General features: G+C 71.9%; 16 protein-coding genes and 1 tRNA gene. 15 read left to right on the forward strand and 2 right to left on the reverse strand.

What is annotated here, in order from left to right; genetic code table 11:
• The first annotated feature begins 54 nt into the window (after positions 1 to 54).
• The 4 genes from BR70_RS21955 to BR70_RS0100575 all read left to right on the forward strand — a co-directional run bounded on the left by BR70_RS21955 (position 55) and on the right by BR70_RS0100575 (position 3937).
• Complete coding sequence (locus BR70_RS21955; protein ID WP_051596494.1) at positions 55 to 957, forward strand: hypothetical protein; 903 nt, start codon at positions 55 to 57, stop codon at positions 955 to 957.
• A gap of 84 nt (positions 958 to 1041) precedes the next feature.
• On the forward strand, positions 1042 to 2301 hold the full coding sequence (locus BR70_RS21960; RefSeq protein ID WP_051596495.1) for a sensor histidine kinase: 1260 nt from the start codon (positions 1042 to 1044) through the stop codon (positions 2299 to 2301).
• Entirely contained in the window at positions 2298 to 2954 is a 657-nt protein-coding gene (locus BR70_RS0100570; protein ID WP_027464485.1) for a response regulator transcription factor, read from the forward strand. The genes BR70_RS21960 and BR70_RS0100570 overlap by 4 nt, the downstream gene beginning before the upstream one ends.
• 8 nt (positions 2955 to 2962) lie before the next feature.
• Positions 2963 to 3937 carry a hypothetical protein gene (locus BR70_RS0100575; RefSeq protein WP_027464486.1) on the forward strand — a complete coding sequence of 325 codons (975 nt, stop codon included), beginning with the start codon at positions 2963 to 2965 and terminating at the stop codon, positions 3935 to 3937.
• A gap of 140 nt (positions 3938 to 4077) precedes the next feature.
• Here the strand turns inward: BR70_RS0100575 and BR70_RS0100580 are convergent, their stop codons facing one another.
• Positions 4078 to 5586 (reverse strand): phospholipid carrier-dependent glycosyltransferase, encoded by a 1509-nt coding sequence (locus BR70_RS0100580; protein WP_027464487.1) that lies wholly within the window; start codon positions 5584 to 5586, stop codon positions 4078 to 4080.
• Positions 5587 to 5859: 273 nt separating this feature from the next.
• On the opposite strand from BR70_RS0100580, the gene BR70_RS0100585 reads away from it, so the two are divergent.
• From BR70_RS0100585 to mfd, 3 genes are all read left to right on the forward strand, one after another.
• The gene (locus tag BR70_RS0100585; protein WP_027464488.1) at positions 5860 to 6483 is read left to right on the forward strand and encodes a 50S ribosomal protein L25/general stress protein Ctc; all 624 of its coding nucleotides are present in this window, start codon (positions 5860 to 5862) and stop codon (positions 6481 to 6483) included.
• A gap of 43 nt (positions 6484 to 6526) precedes the next feature.
• Positions 6527 to 7114 carry an aminoacyl-tRNA hydrolase gene (gene pth, locus BR70_RS0100590; protein ID WP_027464489.1) on the forward strand — a complete coding sequence of 196 codons (588 nt, stop codon included), beginning with the start codon at positions 6527 to 6529 and terminating at the stop codon, positions 7112 to 7114.
• A gap of 69 nt (positions 7115 to 7183) precedes the next feature.
• Positions 7184 to 10792: a transcription-repair coupling factor gene (gene mfd, locus BR70_RS0100595; protein WP_027464490.1), complete on the forward strand. Its 3609-nt coding sequence runs from the start codon at positions 7184 to 7186 to the stop codon at positions 10790 to 10792.
• Positions 10793 to 10981: 189 nt separating this feature from the next.
• On the opposite strand, the gene nhaA is transcribed toward mfd, so the two are convergent.
• Positions 10982 to 12160, reverse strand: coding sequence for a Na+/H+ antiporter NhaA (nhaA, locus tag BR70_RS0100600; RefSeq protein ID WP_027464491.1), 1179 nt, complete (start codon positions 12158 to 12160; stop codon positions 10982 to 10984).
• A 90-nt stretch (positions 12161 to 12250) separates the two neighbouring features.
• Here nhaA and BR70_RS0100605 point away from each other — a divergent pair, with 90 nt between their 5' ends.
• The 8 genes from BR70_RS0100605 (at position 12251) to BR70_RS0100640 (ending at position 20410) form a co-directional block, all read left to right on the forward strand.
• The gene (locus BR70_RS0100605) at positions 12251 to 12952 is read left to right on the forward strand and encodes a MazG family protein (protein WP_027464492.1); all 702 of its coding nucleotides are present in this window, start codon (positions 12251 to 12253) and stop codon (positions 12950 to 12952) included.
• A 270-nt stretch (positions 12953 to 13222) separates the two neighbouring features.
• Positions 13223 to 14467, forward strand: coding sequence for a histidine--tRNA ligase (gene hisS, locus BR70_RS0100610; RefSeq protein ID WP_027464493.1), 1245 nt, complete (start codon positions 13223 to 13225; stop codon positions 14465 to 14467).
• Positions 14468 to 14590: 123 nt separating this feature from the next.
• The gene (gene eno / locus BR70_RS0100615; RefSeq protein WP_027464494.1) at positions 14591 to 15874 is read left to right on the forward strand and encodes a phosphopyruvate hydratase; all 1284 of its coding nucleotides are present in this window, start codon (positions 14591 to 14593) and stop codon (positions 15872 to 15874) included.
• A 342-nt stretch (positions 15875 to 16216) separates the two neighbouring features.
• The gene (locus BR70_RS21965) at positions 16217 to 16750 is read left to right on the forward strand and encodes an FtsB family cell division protein (protein ID WP_081827163.1); all 534 of its coding nucleotides are present in this window, start codon (positions 16217 to 16219) and stop codon (positions 16748 to 16750) included.
• Between the two features lie 76 nt (positions 16751 to 16826).
• Complete coding sequence (locus BR70_RS0100625; protein WP_027464495.1) at positions 16827 to 17375, forward strand: DUF501 domain-containing protein; 549 nt, start codon at positions 16827 to 16829, stop codon at positions 17373 to 17375.
• 40 nt (positions 17376 to 17415) lie between these two features.
• Entirely contained in the window at positions 17416 to 18891 is a 1476-nt protein-coding gene (locus BR70_RS18830; RefSeq protein ID WP_035807555.1) for an NAD(P)/FAD-dependent oxidoreductase, read from the forward strand.
• Between the two features lie 71 nt (positions 18892 to 18962).
• Positions 18963 to 19036: transfer RNA gene (locus BR70_RS0100635), tRNA-Leu, on the forward strand.
• A gap of 33 nt (positions 19037 to 19069) precedes the next feature.
• Positions 19070 to 20410 (forward strand): threonine/serine exporter family protein, encoded by a 1341-nt coding sequence (locus BR70_RS0100640; RefSeq protein ID WP_027464496.1) that lies wholly within the window; start codon positions 19070 to 19072, stop codon positions 20408 to 20410.
• Positions 20411 to 20476: the final 66 nt, after the last annotated feature.

The following is a 20476-nucleotide window of genomic DNA, read 5'->3' on the forward strand; positions in this document are numbered from 1 at the left end:
GTCGAGCGGGCACGGTGTCGAGCGGGCACGGTGTCGAGCAGGCACAGTGGTGGCATGGAGTTCGCCGACGTCGCCAGGGAGCTGCTGCTCGTCGCGCCGCAGGACTTCGTCGCCGAACGCACCGCACGACAACGCGCGGCGCGGAAGGACGACCGTGCCCTCGCGACGGCGATCGGGAAGCTCCGGAAGCCCGCCCCGGCTGCCTGGGTGATCGACCTGCTCGCCCACGACGGTGCCCTCGACGACGCCGTCGACCTCGGACCGGCGCTCCGCAAGGCCCAGGCCGACGCCGACCCCGACGCGATCCGGACCCTCCGCCGGCAGCGCGCCGAGGTCGTCGACGCCCTCGCGCAGGCCGGTGCGGACCTGGCGTCCGACGCCGGACACCCCGTCACCCCGGCGGTGCTCGAGCTGGTCCGGTCGACGATCGAGGCGGCGATGGCAGACCCGCACGCCGGCGCGGCCGTCCGGTCGGGGCTGCTCGTGACGGCGCTCGAGAGCGTGGGGTTCGACGCGGTCGACCTCGACGGGGCGCTCGCGGATCCGGACGCGGTCCCCGATGCCTGGTCCGGCAGCGATGCCCCACCCATCCCCATCTCCCAGGCGAGGGGTGCGCGGAAGGCGAGCCGTGCCTCCAGGCCCGCGCAGCGCGATGCTCCGGAACCGGACGCCGAACCCGAACCGAAGCGCGACCCGGCCGCCGACCGGAAGGCCGCGCGCCAGGCCGAGACCGCAGCGCGCACGGAGTCCCGCGACGCCGACGCAGCACTCGACGCCGCCGAGGCCGATCTCGAACAGGCAGAGGAGCGGCGCGCGGAGCTCCAGCGTGCCCTCGAGCAGGCCGAGGCCGAGATCACCCGGCTCGAGGCAGTCCGCGACGAGGCCGAGGCGGCGAGCGACCGGGCGCGCGACGTCCTCCGCGCCGCGCAGGAGCACCGCCGGAAGATCGGCCGCTGAGCCGTCCGGTCGGACCTCATCACCTCGGATGAAAAGCGGCCGAACGGCTCGGTCCCCGTCCGGCGCGGCCCATACGCTCGCGTCATGACCTCCCTCCTCCGCCGGTACCGGCACCTGCTGGCCCCCGCCGCCGGCGCCGTGTACCTCGTGCTCTGGATCGTCGCCGAGGCCGGACGCGCGGGGCTCGCCGACCACGTCGTCGTGGTGTCGGCCTTCGCCGTCGCCATCGGCCTCGCCGCGTGGATGCCCGCGACCGCGCTCGGACTGGTCGTCGGCATCCCGCTCCTGCAGGCGGCCCGGCTGCTCACCCGGCCGACCGACACGACCTGGCCGGAGTACCTGGCCATCGCGATCGTCGTCGGCGTGGTCGGCGCCGGTCGGTCCGACCTGCTCCGCTACCTGGCGGTCCCCGTGCTCCTGCTCGCGAGCGCGGCGGCCGCCTGGGCGATGGCCGTCCCGACCGCTGCCGACCAGGACGTCTGGGGCAGCTGGGTGGGGAACTCCGGCGGGACCCGGTCCGACCTCGTCACGATCACCTTCGCGTTCGTCGGGGTCAGCGGTGTCACCTGGGCGGTCGGCGTGGCCATCGGTGCCGCCTGGCGGATCGGCCTCGCCCGGGTCCGGGTGGTCGAGGCGCAACGCCGCACCGAGGTGACCACGACCGAGCTCCGGGCCGAGCAGGAGCGCGCACGGATCGCCCGCGACGTGCACGACTCGCTCGCCCACTCCCTGGCGGTCGTCGTGTCCCAGGCCCAGGGCGCCGCGGCCATCGCCGTGCGGGACGAACACGCCGCCCGGGCGCTGCAGGACATCGCCGACGTGAGCCGCTCGGCACTGGGTGACGTCCGGACCCTGGTGGAACGCATCCAGGCGAGTGACGACGCCGACCGTCACGGGCTGGCCGACGTCCCCGACCTGGTCGAGGACATGCGGGAGCTCGGGATGACCGCGACGTTCGAGGAGCACGGCGCCGGGGTCCTGCCCGCGGGCAGCGCCAGCGCGGTGCACCGGATCGTGCAGGAGAGCCTGACGAACGTGCTGAAGCACCAGGGGCGGACAGCGACGGCCCGGGTGGCGCTCGACTGGCGCGGCCCGGGGCTCGGCGTCGTCGTGACGTCACGGGGGAGCGAACCCCTCGTCGAGCTCGACGGCGCGGGGTCCGGTGTCGCCGGGATGCAGGAGCGTGCCCGGCTGGCCGGCGGCTGGCTGCGTGCCGGTGTCGGCGACGCCCCGGACGAGTGGGTCGTCACCGCGTGGCTGCCGACGAGCGCCGCGGTGCCGACCACGGCGACGTCCGGCACCGACACCGGCACCACGGCCGTCCTGCCGGAGCACGTCCGATGAGCGCCGTCCGCGTCGCCGTGGTCGACGACCAGCGACTGTTCGCCACCGGGATGCAGATGCTCGTCGACGCCCAGGACGACATGACCTGTGTCGGGACCGCCGGTGACGGTGCCGCCGCCCTCGAGCTCTGCGCCGCCGAACACCCCGACGTGCTGCTGCTCGACCTGCGGATGCCGGTCATGAACGGCATCGAGACCCTGACGCGTCTCGTCGCCTCGACCCAGGACCGCCCGCGGGTCGTCGCGCTCACGACCATCCGCCGCGACGATGCCGTGCTCGCCGCACTCCGCGCCGGCGCCGCCGCGTTCCTGACGAAGGACGCCCTGCCCGACGTCGTCACCGCGACCATCCGCGACGTGCACGCCGGGCGACCGGCACCGACCGAAGCCGAGGCACTCGACCTGCTGCGCGCGCAGGGCACCCCGGCCGTGACCGACCGACGCGACGAGGTCCTCGACGCGCTGACGGCTCGCGAGCGCGAGGTCTTCCTGCTCGTCGCGAAGGGGCTCAGCAACGCCGAGATCGCCGAGTCGGTCTTCCTGAGCGACGCCACCGTGAAGACCCACGTCCGCGCCGTCCTGACGAAGCTCGGACTCCGGAACCGGATCCAGGTCGTCATCACCGCACACGAACGCGGCCTCGTCCGCGCCTAGGGGGAACCATGCAGATCACGAACCGCGTCGCGAAGACCGGCACCGTCGTCGTCGTCCTCGCCGGACTGGCCACCGCCGTCGTCCACGGGCTGCCCGAACGCGCCGACGTCGCGGTCGCACCCACCGTCGAACAGGACAGCACGGCGTGGGCGATGCCCCTCGACGCCTTCGTCGCACCGGCCTCGTCGAAGACCACGTACGCCGAGGACCTCGTGGCCGAGCCCTGCCTGCGGAAGGCCGGCATCGACGACCCGGCTCCTTGGGCGACCGCGGCCGGGCTGCAGGCCGACGACGACGCGGCCGACACCGCCGCCCGGGCGAACCCCTCACCCGCACTCGCGACCACCAGGCCCCTCACCGCGGCGCTCGCCGAGTCCCGCGGATACCACGGGCCGTCCGCCGCGGGTGCGAACCAGGAGGGCCTGCGGCAGTGGGGGTACGACCCGGACCGCCAGGCCGCGTTCGCCGCGCTCCCGGACGACGTGGCCGCCCGCTGCTGGAAGGCAGCCCGGAAGACCCTCGGCACGACGCTGCCCGGCACCGAGCAGACCGCGTCCGAACTGGCCCAGCGCCTGACGTACCTGGCGGCGCTGGATGCGCGCCAGGACGACAAGGTCCGCACGGCGGCGGCCGGGTGGCGCACCTGCATGGCGCCGTCCGGTGTGCCGGACCTGCCGGCGGGTCCGGAGGGCATGCCGACCCCCTCGATGCACGTCAGCGCCCGTGACGGCGACCAGGTCGTCCTGTTCTCGGACGATCCGGGGAGGGCCGAGGTCGCCGTCGCCGGACGGGACGTCGCGTGCCAGGAGTCATCCGGCTACCGCAGCGCGCTGTACGCGGCAGAGTGGGAACGGCTGCTGCACGTCACCGCGACCGACGCGGCCGCGCTCCGGAAGGGTTCGACGCGGCAGCCGCAGGTGGACGCCCGCCTCGACCGGGTGATCGCGCGGCTCGCCCCGGCGGCACCGGCGGACGTCGACTGACGCGGCGGTCGCGGGGAGCGGTCCTGGGGGGAGCGCCCCGCGCCCGCCGCGTGGGGACGACGGACGGGAGGCCCGTGGCGGGACCGCCACGGGCCTCCCGTCCGTCCCGCTGCCCGGGGGACGTCGCGTGTCGACCCGTGTCAGCCCGGGACGGCTTCGAGGACCCCGTCGCGTTCGCGGAGCGCGCCGTGCTTCGGGACCCACACCTGCAACTCGTCGACGGTGAAGTGCTCGAGGTCGTCGCGGTGTGCCGCCAGGTACGAGGCGATCCCGGGCTTCATCGGGAACCGCGGGTCGATCCCCTGCACCACGGCGACGACGTCGTCGGCGTCGGGCTCCCAGGTGCCGCGCTCGAAGAAGTACGGCCGCCACGCGACCAGGTTGTACCCGCTGAACAGGACGGTGCCGTCGTCGACGCCACGTGCCCGCAACTCCGCGTCGAGCCGGGCGACACCAGCCGGACGCGCCTGCGCCACCGCGCTGCCGAGCCGGACCACCGGCACGACGGCGAGGGCGAGCACGAGGCAGACCGCCGTGACCCGCAGTACCCGCTGCCGACGGCTGACGGGCCTGGACGGCCAGCCGGCACGTCCGAGTCCGATGCCGGCGAGGGCGATGAGGAGCGGCATCCACGCGTAGTAGTAGTGCGCGAGTGCGACGTCCGACGCGGTCAGGAAGGCGACCTGCGCACCGAGGCCGATGCCGAGGTAGGCGACGAGCCGGTCGGGTCGGAACACGAACGCCGCGATCAGCCCGATGACCAGCACGAGGACCACCCAGCGGCTGGTGCCCTGCGTGAAGTACACGAAGTTCGCCCACCACGGGGCGAACAGGTACTCGCGACCGAGCAGCTCGATGGAGTGGCCGAGCTCCGCGTGCCCGGTCTGGAACTGCAGCATGTGCACGAAGCCGCGCTCGAAGCCCACGGGCGCGTACAGCAGCACGAACGCGACGACGAACGACCCGGCCGCGATCAGCCCGCCGGTCAACAGGTCCCACCACCGGCGGAACAGGATCGGCAACGCGATGATCGCCACGACGAGCACGGCGGAGGTCATCTTCGACGTCACGGACAGGGCGAGCAACAGGCCGGACGCAGCGGCCCAGAGCCAGCGTCGGCGGTCGGCGCCGTTCACCCACCGCCACGCGGCGTACAGCGCGGCGACCGCGAAGAACACCATGACCGGTTCGAGCAGCGCCGTGCGGTCCATCCTGGTGGCGACACCGGAGCCCGGGTCACCCCAGGCGATGCCGTTCGCCCGGGGGGTGAGCCACCAGAGGGCGGCGGCGATGAGTGCCGCCCAGTACCCGACCGGACGGCGGAACCACAGGAAGAACAGGAGCCCGGTGCCCAGCGAGGCGGTCGCCGCGACGTAGCGCGGACCGAGCGGCCCCGGAGCGCCGAGGACGACCTCCGCCAGGCCGAACAGGTACTTCGCCGTCGGCGGGTGCTCGAGGTTGCGGATGAAGACGCCGTGCAGGTACTCCCAGCCGGACACCACGTACACGTCCTCGTCGACGTCCACGCGCTGCCGGCCCACGTGCCAGTAGGCGAAGACCACCGCGGCGGCGACGACGACCAGGAACGCGACGATCCGCACGACCCGCGGACGGTCGAGCGTTCGGCGGGCACGGTGGGAGGCGATCACGGTGGACAAGTCTCACACGCGGAGGTCGGCCGCGACGTGAGCCGGTCCCGTCCTGACCGCACCTGCACCCGTGGTCCGACACGCCCGGACGGGTGCTGCTAGACTCAGTCCCTGACTTCGGCGAGGGCTGCGTACGCGCGGCCGTGATCGACGCGGTGGGATACCCGGCAAGACCCTGGGATCGTTCCTCACGCGTGCACGCGTTCGAGTTGCAACACCACAGACCCCCACGATGCCGGCACCCCGGCGTCGTCCCCGACACCAGGAGGCACCATGGCCGACTACACCAAGCTCGCAGCGGAAGTCCGCACCAAGTTCGGCAAGGGCGCTGCTCGCAAGCTCCGCGCGGCCGACAAGATCCCCGCGGTCGTCTACGGCCACGGCACCGAGCCGATGCACATCTCGCTGCCCGGTCACGAGACCATGCTGCTCGTCCGTACCGCCAACGCGGTCGTCGACCTCGACATCGAGGGCGCTGCGCAGCTCGCCCTCGTCAAGGACGTCCAGCGTGACCCGGTGCGCCAGATCATCGAGCACATCGACCTCGTGGTCCTCCGTCGCGGCGAGAAGGTCACGGTCGACGTGCCCGTCGTCGTCGAGGGCGAGTCCTTCTCCGGCACCATCCACGTGCAGGACCTCAACACGATCTCGCTGCTCGTGCTCGCCACCGACATCCCGGAGCACGTCTCCGTGAACGTCGAGGGCCTCGAGGACGGCGTGCAGATCCACGCCTCGCAGCTCGAGCTCCCCGAGGGCGCCGAGCTCGAGACCGACCCCGAGGCGCTGGTCGTCGCGATCGTCACCCCGCGTGGCACCGCAGACGACGACGCCGCGGACGAGGCCTCGGCCGAGGCCGGTGCCGAGTCGGGTGCCGAGGGCGCCGCGGACTCCGAGTAACACCCCTTCGAAGACATCTGGTCGACGCTGTGACACTGCGCTCATGAACGGCAGCAGCATCCTGGTGGTGGTCGGGCTCGGGAACCCCGGGCCCGACTACGCCGGCAACCGCCACAACGTCGGCCAGATGGTCCTCGACGAACTCGCTTCCCGCATGGGAGCGTCGTTCAAGAAGCACAAGACGCCGAACCAGGTCGCCGAGGGGCGCCTGGTTCCCGGCGGCACACGACTCGTGCTGGCGAAGCCCGGGTCGTTCATGAACACCTCGGGCGGACCGGTCTCTTCGGTGCTCGGGTTCTACGGCGCCACCCCGGCCGACCTCGTCGTCGTGCACGACGAGCTCGACCTGCCGTTCGACACCGTCCGCCTGAAGGGCAACGGCGGGCACGGCGGGCACAACGGGCTGCGCGACATCATCAAGGCCACCGGCACGAACGAGTTCATGCGCGTCCGGGTCGGCATCGGGCGTCCGCCCGGTCGGCAGGACCCGGCCGACTACGTGCTGCGTGACTTCTCCGCAGCCGAGAAGAAGACGCTGCCGATCCTGCTGGCCGACGCGGCCGACGCGGTGGAAGCGATCGCCGAGGTCGGGCTGCTCGCCGCACAGCAGCGCGTGCACGCTCCGTCCTGAGCGCTCGGCGCTGTTCGCCCGTCGCGCACGCCGCGGCCGGTGTCGGTGGCGGCCGGTACCATCTCCTGAGTGACGATCTCGGGCATCATCCCTGCGCTCTCGCGCGCCTCCGCCTTCGATCGCGTGCTGCGCGCCGCACCGCGCGACGCCGACTTCTCCGTCGTGGACGGCCTGCGCGTGCCGCTGCTCGGCGCGCTGCTCGCCGAGCGCCACGGTCCGCAGTGCGTCCTCGTCATCACGGCGACCGGGCGTGAAGCCGAAGCGGTCCGCGAAGCGTTCGGCAGCTACGTCCCCGACGCCGACGTGCTCGAGTTCCCGGCGTGGGAGACCCTGCCGCACGAACGCCTCAGCCCGAGTGCCCAGACCGTCGGCACGCGCATCGCGACGCTCCGGAAGCTCGCGGCGTGGCAGGCGGCGGACCCCGCCGAGCGTCGCCAGACCATCGTCGTCGCGAGCGTCCGCGCCGCGCTGCAGCCGATCGCGAGCAACCTGACGTCCCTGGCGCCGGTGGTGCTGCGGACCGACTCGCGGGGCAACGACCTGGCGGCGATCGCGTCCCAGCTGGTGGACCTCGCCTACTCCCGCGTCGACCTCGTCACCCGCCGTGGTGAGTTCGCGGTGCGCGGTGGCATCCTCGACGTCTTCCCACCGACGGCCGACCACCCGGCACGCGTCGACTTCTTCGGCGACGAGATCGAGGCGATCAAGGCGTTCTCGGTCGCCGACCAGCGCACGACAGAGGACGACCTCGGCTCGGTCGAGCTCACCGCCTCGCGCGAACTCCTGCTCAGCGACGACGTCCGGCAGCGGGCGCGCGAGATGCTGCACGAGTTCCCGAACCTGTCCCAGATGCTCGCGAAGATCGCCGAGGGCATCCCGGTCGAGGGCATGGAGTCCCTCGCTCCGGCGCTCGTGCAGGACCTCGTGCCGATGACCTCCTACCTGCCGGACGACGCCACCATCGCGGTGTTCTCGCCCGAGCGGGTGAACGGTCGGGCGAACAGCCTCGCCGAGACGAACACCGAGTTCCTGCAGGCGGCCTGGAGCGCAGCGGTCGCGGGTGCACAGGCCCCGATCGACCTCGACGCCGGCAACTTCCTGACCGTGCAGCAGCTCAAGAACACCCGCGGCCAGCGCACCTGGTGGACGGTGTCGCCGTTCGACTCCGGCCTCGACGAAGGGGACACCGAGCGCGTCCTCACCGACGCCGAGGCCGCTGCCGAGGCCGGTGAGTACATCCGCGTCCGGGCCGAGGCCGTCCCGAGCTTCGCGGGCAGCGCCGACGGGGCGATCGCGCACGTCAAGTCGCTGACCGACGACGGGTGGGCCGTCGTGGTGACCGCGCAGGGCCAGGGCCTCGTCGAGCGTGCGGTGCAGGTGCTCGCCGACGCCGGGGTCGCCGCCCGTGCCGATGCCGTGACCGCGCCGCCCGAGCCCGGCGTCGCCGTCGTGACGACCGCGACCGTCGAGCACGGCTTCGCGATCCCCGACCCCCGCATCGCGGTCCTGAGCGAAGCCGAGTTCTACGGCCGCAGCGTCCAGCAGGGCGCCCGCACCGTCAAGAAGCTCGCGAGCCGGCGCAAGAACGTCGTCGACCCGCTGCAGCTCAAGCCGGGCGACGTCGTCGTGCACGCGACCCACGGCATCGGCAAGTTCGTCGAGCTCGTCAGCCGCGAGGTCTCCAGCGGTGGCCGCAACGCCGTGAAGACGCAGCGCGAGTACCTCGTGCTCGAGTACGCGCCGTCGAAGCGCAACTACCCGGGCGACAAGCTCTTCGTGCCGACCGACCAGCTCGACCAGCTGTCGCGCTACGTCGGTGGTGAGTCCCCGACCCTGTCGAAGATGGGCGGCTCGGACTGGTCCGCAGCCAAGTCGAAGGCGCGCAAGGCCGTCCGTGACATCGCCGTCGACCTGGTCAAGCTGTACTCGGCGCGGATGGCGTCGAAGGGGCACGCGTTCGGCCCGGACACCCCGTGGCAGCGCGAGCTGGAAGAGGCGTTCCCGTTCGCCGAGACCGCCGACCAGCTCACCACGATCGACGAGATCAAGCGCGACATGGAACGCCCGATCCCGATGGACCGCCTGCTGTCCGGCGACGTCGGCTACGGCAAGACCGAGGTCGCGATCCGTGCCGCGTTCAAGGCCGTGCAGGACGGCAAGCAGGTCGTCATGCTCGTCCCGACGACCCTGCTCGTCCGCCAGCACATGGAGACGTTCCAGGAGCGCTTCGCCGGGTTCCCCGTGCACCTGCGCGCCCTGAGCCGCTTCCAGACCGAGAAGGAGTCGAAGGAGACCATCGCCGGGCTCGCCGACGGCACGGTCGACATCGTCATCGCGACCCACCGGATCCTGTCGCAGGGCATCACCTTCAAGGACGTCGGGCTCGTCATCATCGACGAGGAACAGCGGTTCGGCGTCGAGCACAAGGACCAGCTCAAGAAGTTCAAGACGAACGTCGACGTCCTGGCGATGTCGGCGACCCCGATCCCGCGCTCGCTCGAGATGGCGGTCACGGGCATCCGCGAGATGTCGACCCTGGCGACCCCGCCCGAGGACCGCCACCCCATCCTGACCTTCGTCGGGCCGCAGTCCGACCTGCAGGTGGCGGCGGCGATCCGCCGCGAACTGCTGCGCGAGGGCCAGGTGTTCTACGTGCACAACCGCGTGAAGGACATCCAGTCGGTCGCCGCACACCTGGCCGAGATCGTGCCGGACGCCCGCATCGCCGTGGCGCACGGGCAGATGTCCGAGACCACCCTCGAGCAGGTCATGGTCGACTTCTGGGAGCGCCGCTTCGACGTCCTCGTCTCGACGACGATCATCGAGACCGGCCTCGACATCGCGAACGCGAACACACTCATCATCGACAAGGCGGACAAGTACGGCCTGTCGCAGCTGCACCAGCTGCGCGGTCGTGTCGGCCGTGGGCGGGAGCGCGGGTACGCGTACTTCCTCTACGACTCCGACAAGCCGCTGTCCGAGACCGCGCAGGACCGCCTCGAGACCATCGCCGCGAACAACGAGCTCGGCGCGGGCATGCAGGTCGCCATGAAGGACCTCGAGATCCGCGGGGCCGGCAACCTGCTCGGCGGGGAGCAGTCCGGCCACATCGCGGGCGTCGGGTTCGACCTGTACCTGCGGATGATCGGCGAGGCCGTGTCGCAGTTCCGTGGCGACGTCGCCGAGGGGCAGACCGAGCTCCGGCTCGAGATCCCCGTCGACGCGCACATCCCCGAGGACTACGTCGAGTCCGAGCGACTCCGGCTCGAGGCGTACCAGAAGCTCTCGGCGGCCTCGGCCCCGACGGCACAGCCGAACGCGATCGACATGGTGCTCGACGAGCTCACCGACCGCTACGGGCAGCCGCCGCAGGCCGTGCAGACCCTGGTCGAGGTCTCCCGTCTCCGTCGCATGGCGCAGCAGGTCGGCCTGTCCGACGTCGTGGTGATGGGCTCGAACCTGCGGGTGGCCGGCAAGGAGCTCGCCGACTCGTCGCAGGTGCGCCTGAAGCGCATGTTCCCGGGGGCGCGCTGGTTCCCGCAGCAGAACGCGACGAGCATCCCGATGCCGCGGCCGCACGACCAGGCGCTGCCGGACGACGCCCTCATCCAGTGGGTGGAGAGCATCCTCACCGCCGTGTACGGGGCGACGACCCCGGCCGAGGCGCCGGCCGCGTAGACGCGAGCGGAGACGGACAGGAGGCACGGTGCGGGCCCGCACCGTGCCTCCAGGCCGTCATCGGCCACGTCCACGGCGCGCACGCCGTTCGCGACGATCCACCTGTCCGCTGATGCGGAGCGACAGGGTCGACGTCGTACGACGTCGACCCTGTCGCTCCGCGTCGGCTGCGCCGCGGCCCGCGACCCGCTACTCGGTGTCCTCGGCCTCGGACAGCTCGCGGCGCGCGCGGTACGCCCGCGCCCGCAGGGTGACGACGACGGCCGACGCGACGATGGCGATGCCCGAGCCGACGAGCACGGCGAGGACGCCCTCGTCGAGGATCTCCTCGTTGCGGGCGAACGCCAGCTCGTTCATGAGCAGCGACACCGTGAACCCGATGCCGCCGAGCACCCCGACGGTGATGATCGAGAAGAACGACAGCGACGAGCGGCCGGGCGAGCGGAAGATCCGCGTGGCGATCGTGCCGAACAGCGTGATGCCGATGACCTTGCCGACCGGCAGTGCGAGGACGACCGCCCAGAACGTGGGGGAGAGCTCGCTGATGCCGACCGAGGGGATGATGACAGCGGCCGACGCGAACGCGAACACCGGCAGCACGATGGCGTTCGACCACGGTTCGACGTTCTCGTGCAGGGTGTGGCCCGGGCGTCGGGGCAGCACGAGCCCGAGGGCGACGCCGGCGATCGTGGCGTGCACACCGGAGTGGTAGACGAGCCACCAGGTCAGGAGCCCGACGACGACCATCGCCACGATGACGAGCGTCTGCCCGCTGCGCCCCGGACGGAGCATCCGGCCGAGCAGCCAGAACGCCGCGAGGGTGACGACAGCGCCCGCGAGGGCCAGGAAGTCGGTGTCGTGGGCGAACACCACGGCGATGATGATGATCGCGATGAGGTCGTCGAGCACGGCCAGCGCGAGCAGGAACACCCGGATGCCGCTCGGCAGCCCGCGACCGAACATGGCGAGCACCCCGAGCGCGAACGCGATGTCCGTCGCCGTCGGGATCGGCCAACCGTGCGTGTACGGCGTGCCCGCGGTGACGAGCAGGAAGATGCCGGCCGGGACGAGCACGCCGCCGACCGCCGCGATGGCGGGGATGATCGCGGTCTTGGGGTTCGACAGCTCGCCGTCGACGAGTTCCTGCTTCAGCTCGATCGCGACGAGCAGGAAGAAGACCGCGAGCAGCCCGTCGCTGATCCAGTGCGCGATGGACAGGTCGAGGCCCAGGGCACCGAGCGGCAGGTGCGCGTCGAGCAACCGTTCGAGGCCGGGGCCGATCGGGGAGTTCGCGACGACCAGGCCGAGCACGGCGGCGGTGAGGAGCGCGATGGCGCTGAAGCGGGGGGAGCGGACGAGGGACGACATGGATCTCCGTCTCGAGGGGTCGGGTGAGTGTCCGTCGACCAGACTTCCCGACACACCACGGCCAGTCTACGCGGGTGGCACGATGACCAGATGACCGCCGTACCGGACCTCGTGACCGTCGTCGACCACCTGCTCGCCGAGGACGGCGGGTGCGTCTGGAACCGGGCGCAGACCCACGCCTCGCTCGCGCGCTACGCCGTCGAGGAGTCGTACGAACTCGTCGACGCCATCGACGACGGCGACCCGGACGACGTCCGCGAGGAACTCGGCGACCTGCTCTACCAGGTGGTCCTGCACGCGGGGATCGCCGCCCGCGCGGGGGACTTCACCCTCGAGGACGTCGCCGCCGGGGTGCGGGACAAGATGACCAGGCGGCACCCGCACGTGTTCGGCGACGAGACGGCGGACACCGTCGAGGACGTCGTGCGGGTCTGGCGTGCGGCCAAGGCAGCCGAGAAGGCGACCCGGCGGAGTGCGTTCGACGGGGTGCCGCGGGCGATGCCGCCGCTTGAGCGTGCGGTGAAGCTGCTGGAACGCCTGGCGGAACGCGGGGATGCCGACGCGGTCGTCGCGTCCGTCGTCGGGGCCGGTTCCGGCGTCGGCCTGGAGGCCCGTGGTGCGTCCGCCGCGTCCGACGCGCCCGCGGACGACGGGGTGGGGACGGTCGACGCCGAGTGGGGGCGAGCGGTGCTCGGGGAGGTCGCGGCTGCGGCACGACGCGGGGTGGACCCGGTCGCCAGTCTGCGGGCCGCGGTGTCGGCGCTGGAGGAGGCCGGTCGGGCTGCGGAGTGATCCCCGGTCGGGAGATCGCTCCGGGCAAGGGAGAACGGGCGCCCTCCCAACCCGAAAAAGAGAGGGCGCCCGTGAGCGGGCGTCGGCTCCACCAGGGAGAGGGGCCGACAGGGAAGCCCGCTCGAACCGCGGGACGCACTGCAGCACGTCGCCCCGCGAATCGGTCCGGAGCGTGGATCAGGCACGATCCGGACCGAGGTTCTGCATGCAGTATGCCAGTGGGTCGGCACGCGCGCAAGCCGGAGACGCCCGTCTGCCAGAATTGACCGCATGGCAACGACCGTGACGGCACCCCGTGGCATGCGTGACTTCCTCCCGGCGGACAAGGCCCGGCGCGAGCACGTGCTCGGTGTCGTGCGGGACGTCTACTCGCGGCACGGTTTCGACGAGATCGAGACCCCGGTGGTGGAGGACGCTGCGCGGCTGCACTCCGGGCTCGGCGGTGACAACGAGAAGCTGGCGTTCGCGGTGATGAAGCGCGGGCTCACCACCGAGGACCTGCAGGCCGCCGAAGCGCCGCTTGACCTCGCCGACCTCGGTCTCCGGTTCGACCTGACGGTCCCGCTGGCCCGGTTCTACGCCTCGCACCGCGCGGAGCTGCCGTCGGTGTTCCGATCCGTGCAGATCGCGCCGGTCTGGCGTGCCGAGCGCCCGCAGAAGGGTCGCTACCGCCAGTTCGTGCAGTGCGACATCGACATCCTGGGGGAGCCCGGGCAGCTCGCCGAGATCGAGCTCATCCGCGCGACGACCGCGGCCCTCGACGCCCTCGGGGTCAGCGGCACGACGATCCGGATCAACGACCGCCGGATCCTGCTGGCGCTCCTCGCGTCGTGGGGGATCACCGAGCCCGCCGCCGCCGACCGCGCGCTCATCACGATCGACAAGCTCGACAAGATCGGTGCGGACGGCGTCGCGGCGGAGCTCCGCGGCACCGTGGGTGCCGACCTGCCCGGGCTCGAGGACACCATCCGCGCGCTCGAGGCCGCCGACTGGACGTCGGTCGAGGGGGCGCCGTGGCTCGACGCCGAGGCCTTCGCCGACCTGCTCCGCCTGCGCGAGGCGCTGCCCGGGGTGGACCTGCGCTTCGACCCGACGCTCGTGCGCGGCATGGGGTACTACACGGGCACGATCTTCGAGGTCGCGCACCCCGACTTCGGCTACAGCCTCGGTGGCGGCGGCCGGTACGACGGGATGATCGGCCGGTTCCTCGGGCAGGACGTCCCCGCGGTCGGGTTCTCGCTCGGGTTCGAGCGGCTCGTCGACCTCGTGACCCTCCCGGAGTCCGCCGAGGCCGACGCCGTCGTGCTCGTGTACGACAAGGACGTCGACCCGGTCCGGCTCGCCGCGCTGAAGACCGAGGCGCTGGCGTCCCACCGACGCGTCCGGCTCGAGCGCCGCACGAAGAACACGAAGAACCTGCTCGCCGGCCTCGCCGCCCAGGGCTTCACGGCGTTCGCCACCGTCTCGGCGGAGACCGCGTCGCTCGAGGGCGTCGCGTTCCGCCCGCTCGACTGAGCACCCAGTCCTCGTTCCAGCACGGACTCGTCCACAGCGGGGCGTCACGGCCGACGTCGTGTTCACCTCCGCTCGCTAGGATCGACACCGCAATCACCACAACCAATGTGTAGGGAGTACCCCGTGGCCCTGATCGATGCCGTAGGCGCACGCGAAGTCCTCGATTCCCGAGGCAACCCGACGGTCGAGGTCGAGGTCCTCCTCGACGACGGCGTCGTGTCCCGCGCGCTCGTCCCGTCCGGTGCATCCACCGGCGCGTTCGAGGCGTACGAGCTGCGCGACGGCGACGCCTCGCGCTACGGCGGGAAGGGCGTGCTCAAGGCCGTCGACGCCGTCCTCGACGAGATCGGCCCGGCGCTCGAGGGCTTCGACGCCACCGACCAGCGCCTCGTCGACGCCGCGCTCATCGAGCTCGACGGCACCGAGAACAAGTCCCGCCTCGGCGCGAACGCGATCCTCGGTGCCTCGCTCGCCGTGGCCCGTGCCGCAGCCGACTCGGTCGACCTGCCGCTCTTCCGCTACCTCGGCGGCCCGAACGCGCACACGCTGCCCGTCCCGCTGATGAACGTCGTCAACGGTGGTGCCCACGCGGACACCAACGTCGACATCCAGGAGTTCTTCCTGGTGCCCTACGGCGCCGAGTCCTTCTCCGAGGCACTCCGCTGGGGCGTCGAGACCTACCACGCCCTCAAGGGCGAGCTGAAGAAGCAGGGCCTGGCCACCGGCCTCGGCGACGAGGGCGGCTTCGCGCCGGAGCTCGCGTCGAACCGCGCGGCGCTCGACTTCCTGCTCACCGCGATCGAGAAGGCCGGCTACACGCCCGGCAAGGACATCGCCGTCGGCCTCGACGTCGCGTCCACCGAGTTCTTCTCGGACGGCAAGTACCAGTTCGAGGGCAAGCAGCTCTCGAGCCAGGAGTTCACCTCCTACTTCGCCGAGCTCGTCGCGAACTACCCCCTCGTCACCATCGAGGACCCGCTGGCCGAGGACGACTGGGAAGGCTGGTCGCACCTGACCGCCGAGCTCGGCGACAAGGTCCAGATCGTCGGCGACGACCTGTTCGTCACCAACCCGAAGCGTCTGCAGCGGGGCATCGACGAGAAGGCCGCGAACTCGATCCTCGTCAAGGTCAACCAGATCGGCACGCTCACCGAGACCCTCGACGCGGTCTCGCTCGCGCACCGTCACGGCCTGACCTCGATCCTGTCGCACCGCTCCGGCGAGACCGAGGACACCACGATCGCGGACATCGCGGTCGCGGTCGACGGTGGCCAGATCAAGACCGGCGCACCGGCCCGCTCGGACCGCGTCGCGAAGTACAACCAGCTGCTCCGCATCGAGGAAGAGCTCGGTGACGCCGCGGTGTACGCCGGTCGCTCGGCCTTCCCGCGCGCCGCGTCGCTGTAACCAGCCCGGCCAGCAGTACCCGCACCACCGAGACGCCGTCCTCCTCCGGGAGGACGGCGTCTCGGTGTGTGCACGGCCCCGGAGCGCCGAGCGGTCAGGACGTCCCGCCCGCGCTGCGTCGAGTGGTCGTGAGTCGTCGGTTGGTCCGGGCCTGGCCGACAGGACGTGACCACCGGACGTGCGCCGGGCGGTGTGTGGTGACCGCTCCAGGTGCGGGACTCCAGGGGCGGGCCGAAGCCGTGCCTCCCGGCTGCCTCGAGGTGACGACGCGAGACGCTGGGAGGGCGCCGAACGGCCGCGTGCCGGGCGGCCGGACCGACCGCGCCGGGTTATCGTCGGACCGTGCCCAGCCAGAAGCCCCGCGTCCGCCGCGTCCCCGTGGCGATGCCCGACGGCAGCACGCCCGCGCAGCCCTGGTACCGCTCGATCCACTTCTCCGGGTTCAGCCTGCTCATGCTCGCGATCATCGTGCTCTTCGTGGTGGTGCTCGCGCCGTCGCTCCGGACGCTCATCCAGCAGCAGGAGCAGATCGCCCAGCAGCAGCACGAGGTCGCGAGCCAGAAGGCCGACGTCGCGCAGAAGAAGCAGGACGTCGCACGCTGGGACGACCCGGCGTACATCGAGGCACAGGCCCGCGACCGACTGCTCTACGTGTACCCGGGCGAGGAGAGCTACCTCGTGATGGGCGCCGAGGACGAGGGCGCCACCAAGACCCCCACCACCGACTCGGGCACCCCCGTGAGCGCGAAGGTGCAGACGCCCAAGGTCGACTGGGTGCAGGCGATGCTCTCGTCGGTGCTGCAGTCGGGGCTCACCGACGAGCGGGCAGCCGACCTCGTCGCCCCCGACGTCTCCGGGACCGGCGACAGCAAGTAGTCCCGGACCGCAGGGCGCGCAGCCGTCCGGCCCGACGGTGCGAGGGGTTCCGCTTCTCCGGTAGGCTCACGTTCCCGTGACGACCCCTCCCTTCGACCCGCCCTCCGACCGCGACGTCCAGGTCGTGTCGGCGCAGCTCGGCCGACCGGCACGTGACGTCATCGGGATCGCGGCACGCTGCGTCTGTGGCAACCCCACCGTCGTCTCCACGAAGCCCCGGCTGTCGAACGGCACCCCGTTCCCGACGTTCTACTACCTGTGCCACCCCGCGGCCACCGCTGCGGTCAGCACCCTCGAGGCCAACCAGGTGATGCCCGAGCTGGCAGCCCTGCTCGAGGACCCCGAAGTCGCCGCGCAGTACCGCGCGGCCCACGAGTCCTACCTGGCCGATCGCGAGTCGATCGAACACGTCGACGAGATCGACGGCATCAGCGCCGGTGGCATGCCCACCCGCGTGAAGTGCCTGCACGCCCTCGTCGGCCACGCCCTCGCCGCCGGACCCGGCGTCAACCCCATCGGCGACCTCGCGCTCGAGCGCGCGGACTGGTCGCCCTCCCGGTGTGCATGCCGGGCGTATGATGACGGTGCAGACGCTGGAGTCGGGGCGGGTGGCGGCGAAGTCTGACTCGACTCCCGCACACCCCCATCCAAGGAGATCATCCCCCGTGCCCAAGATCCTCGTCGTCGGCGGCGGTTACGCCGGTTTCTACACCGCATGGAAGCTCGAGAAGCACCTTCGCCAGGGCGAAGCCGAGGTCGTCATGGTGGACCCGCTGCCGTACATGACGTACCAGCCGTTCCTGCCCGAGGTCGCCGCCGGCTCCATCGAGCCGCGTCACGCGGTCGTCGCGCACCGTCGTCACCTCAAGAAGACCCGCGTCGTCACGGCGAAGGTCACCAAGGTCGACCACGCCACCAAGACGGCGACGATCACCCCGACCGAGGGCGAGGCGTGGGAGGAGTCCTACGACCAGATCGTCATGACCGCCGGCGCGGTGTCCCGCACGTTCCCGATCCCGGGCGTCGCGGACGAGGCCATCGGCCTGAAGACCATCGAGGAAGCCGCGTCCATCCGTGACCGCATCCTCAGCAACTTCCACAAGGCGGCGAACCTGCCGGCCGGTCCCGAGCGCGACCGCCTGCTCACCGTCGTCGTCGTCGGTGGTGGCTTCGCCGGCATCGAGGTGTTCGCCGAGCTCCGCTCCTTCGTCACCGACCTGCTGAAGAGCCACCCGCAGCTGTCGTTCGACGACACGCACTTCCACCTGGTCGAGGCGATGGGCCGCATCATGCCCGAGGTCTCGCTCGAGACCTCGCACTGGGTGCTCAAGAACCTCGCCGAGCGTGGCGCGACCGTGCACCTCGAGACCCAGCTGGCCTCGGCCGTGGGTGGCGTCTGCGAGCTCAAGACGAGCGACGGCGCGATCGAGACCATCCCGTCCGACCTCATCATCTGGACCGCCGGCGTCATGGCGAACCCGATGGTCAAGGGCACCGACTTCCCGCTCGAGCAGCGTGGCCGCATCCGCGTGCAGCCCGACCTGCGCGTGGTCGACGACAACGGCGTGATCGCCGACGCATGGGCCTGCGGCGACGTCGCGGCCGTGCCGGACCTGACCGGTGGCGGTGTCGGTGGGTTCTGCGTGCCGAACGCCCAGCACGCCGTGCGCCAGGCCAAGCAGCTCGCGAAGAACGTCGTCGCGACCATCCGTGGCGAGGCGACGACCGACTACAAGCACGAGAACCTCGGCGCCGTCGCGGGTCTCGGCCTGGGCACCGGCGTGTTCCAGTCCGGCAAGTTCGCCATGAAGGGCTTCCTGGCCTGGGGCGCCCACCGCGGCTACCACGGCCTGGCCATGCCGTCGTGGGAGCGCAAGTGGCGCGTCATCGGCGACTGGGTCGGTGGCTTCTTCCTGGGCCGCGACATCGTGTCGCTCGACGACCGCGAGACCCCGCGTGCCGCGTTCGAGGCGTTCGTGTCCCGTCCGAAGCCCGCCGCCGAGGCCCCGGCCGCGCCCGCCGCAGCCCCGGCTCCGGAAGAGGGCAAGGTCGCCGGTGCCGCCGGCCCCGTGTACGGCGAGCCCGCGAAGGACGTCTCCAACGCCGCCGAGCCGGTGACGGCCCCGGCCGACGCCAAGTAGCACCACTCGTCACGAAGGCGGTCACCCGTGAAGGGTGGCCGCCTTCGTGCATCGGTAGGCTGTTGCGGCCCGCCCCCGTGGCCCAATCGGTAGAGGCATGCGACTTAAAATCGCCGAGTTGTGGGTTCGAGTCCCACCGGGGGTACCGAACACCGCACGCCCAGTAGCATCGACGATCGTGGTCGGACTCGGAAGCGCACTCGCCAACCTGCAGAACGCCCTCCGCCGACCGGAGGCCCACGTCGAGGTCGTCGACGGCGAGAGCGTCCCGGTCGGCATGCTCCTGGGCACCCTCGGAGCCCTGCTCCTGGACGCCGGCAGCTCCGTGACCGACGTCCGGTCGGCGCTCGAGAAGGCCCGGGACGCCGCCGGGGTCGGACCGACGCTCGCGATCGGCGTCCTGCCCGCCCTGGTGATGGTGAGCGAGGTCTCGACGGGTGCCGCCACCATCGTCAACGCCGAGGGCGTCGAACTGTCGTCCCGCCAGGCCGCCCGCGCCAACCGCGTCGTGCTCGGGCTCGAGAGCGGCTCCATCGCCCTCGCCGAGATCCCCGCCCGCGTCCGGGCCATCCGCGCGGGCACCGTCCCGCCGCCCGCCCTGCCGTGGATCCTCGGCAACGCCCTGACCTCGGCCGGCCTGGCCGTCGTCTTCCGCTGCCCCTGGTGGGCGATCGTCCTGGCGCTCGTCGTCGGTGGTCTGGTCGGCGTGATCGGACTGGTCCTCCGGCGCTTCCGCGAAGCCGTGGCGATCATCCCGTTCCTGGCCGCGTTCGTGTCGACGGCGATCGTCGGCCTGGTCGCCGCGGGCACCGGGTTCGAGCAGGTCCCGCTCTTCGCGGTCTGCGCCCCGGTCGCGGTCTTCGTCCCCGGCGCGCTCATCACCAACGCATTGCTCGAACTCACCGCCGCGGACATCGTCACCGGGTCGTCGCGGCTGGTCCAGGGACTCATCATGCTCGGCTTCATGGCCGCCGGCATCGCGTCCGGCAGCGCCCTGACCGGGTTGCACGTCGATCCGTCGTCGGCCGCGCTCGTCGGCGAGGTCGCGGGGGTCGGCACGGACCTGGCCGGCTGGGAGTCCGTGCCGGCGTACTGGGTGTCGTGGGTCGCCGTCGTGGTGCTCGCGGTCGGGCTCGGTCTGGTCTTCCGGTCCGGGTGGCGCCTGACGCTCGTGTCGGTGGCGGTCATGGTCACCGCCTACGCCGTGGTGAGTACGACGACGCCGCTCTGGGGCAGTGTCGTCGCGACCGGGGCCGCAGCGGCGCTGCTGTTCGTCGCGACCCGGTTGCTCGAGCGGCTCGTGCCGGCGATCCCGGCGACGGTGTCGTTCTTCCCGGCGTTCCTGCTGCTCGTGCCGGGGACGGTCGGGCTGGTGGCGGTGGCCACCTTCGATCCGGAGGCGCTCGCGACCCCGCTCGCGACCTTCGTCAGCCTGTGCATCGGGACGAAGATCGGCGGGCTCCTGCCCGGCCTCTTCGCGCGCAACGCGCCCCGGCGCGCGGTGGACGCGACCAGCTGACGGCCTGGAGGCCCGTGGCGGCGCCGCCACGGGCCTCCAGGCCGTCACCGGTCGCGTTCCGGGCGC

The sequence above is a fragment of the Curtobacterium sp. UNCCL17 genome, assembly GCF_000686685.1.
GTDB classification, from domain to species: domain Bacteria; phylum Actinomycetota; class Actinomycetes; order Actinomycetales; family Microbacteriaceae; genus Curtobacterium; species Curtobacterium flaccumfaciens.